Genomic DNA, 866 nt, shown 5'->3' on the forward strand with positions numbered 1-866 from the left:
ATTTAGAAGGTGTTGGGGAATTATGCTTGGTTAAAGGGTTTGACTCGCTGAACCATCATCTGAATATTGGCTAAATACAGCCACGCCACCGAAGAAGATAAAGTATACTCATAATCTTTGACGATCCGGCGGAAGAAATTAGTCCAAGCAAAGCTGCGCTCCACTACCCACCGCTTGGCTACTGGCACAAATCCTTTTGCTGTCTCAGGCCGGGAAGCTTTCTCAAAACGGATGCTCCACTTCTCTAATGCTTGAGCAAACACGCCATTATAAGCCTGGTCGCCATAGACCTTCTCTAATCGCTCACTCAGGCAGGCAATCTCCGTCACTAGCCTCGAAGCAGCAAGGCCATCAGCTTCATCGGCCCTATGCACCCAAGCCAGCCATAGCCGCCCACTGGTATCAACTAAGAACTGTCGTTTGCGGCCATTAACACGCTTGTGAGCGTCCATACCTCGATACTCACAGATCAAGGGAGACAACTTAACACTTTGGCTATCAATCGAGAGCACTGATGGCTGAGCTTCTCGGCCGGCCTGCTTTCGATCTTGTTTGTTCAGAGCCAGGTTGAGTTCTTCGAAAGTGCCGTCCTGCTTCCACTTGTCAAAGTAGTAGTAAACGGCCTGCCAATGAGGCCACTCAGCAGGTAAATTGCGCCACTGACAACCAGTACGTAAGAGGTACAACAAGGCATCGACAATACAGCGAAGATCATGTTTGCGCTTGCGTTTAAGGTTAAAAAAAGGAGAAATTGCATCCCATTGAGGGTCGGTCAGTTTAGAAAACTGTTTAGTCACAGCTTTGGAGTTTGGTCGCTACAAAGGTGACCCGATCCTCAATATTCTTTATTTCCCAACACTCTCTTA

Annotated in this window: 1 protein-coding gene; it reads right to left on the reverse strand. The window is 47.9% G+C overall.

The window, feature by feature from the left end; translation table 11 throughout:
- Window positions 1-20: 20 nt before the first annotated feature.
- Window positions 21-797 (reverse strand): IS5 family transposase, encoded by a 777-nt coding sequence (locus DYU11_RS32850; protein WP_119671989.1) that lies wholly within the window; start codon window positions 795-797, stop codon window positions 21-23.
- Window positions 798-866 lie beyond the last annotated feature (69 nt).

Source organism: Fibrisoma montanum (genome assembly GCF_003583365.1).
In the GTDB taxonomy this organism is placed as follows: Bacteria; Bacteroidota; Bacteroidia; order Cytophagales; family Spirosomataceae; genus Fibrisoma; species Fibrisoma montanum.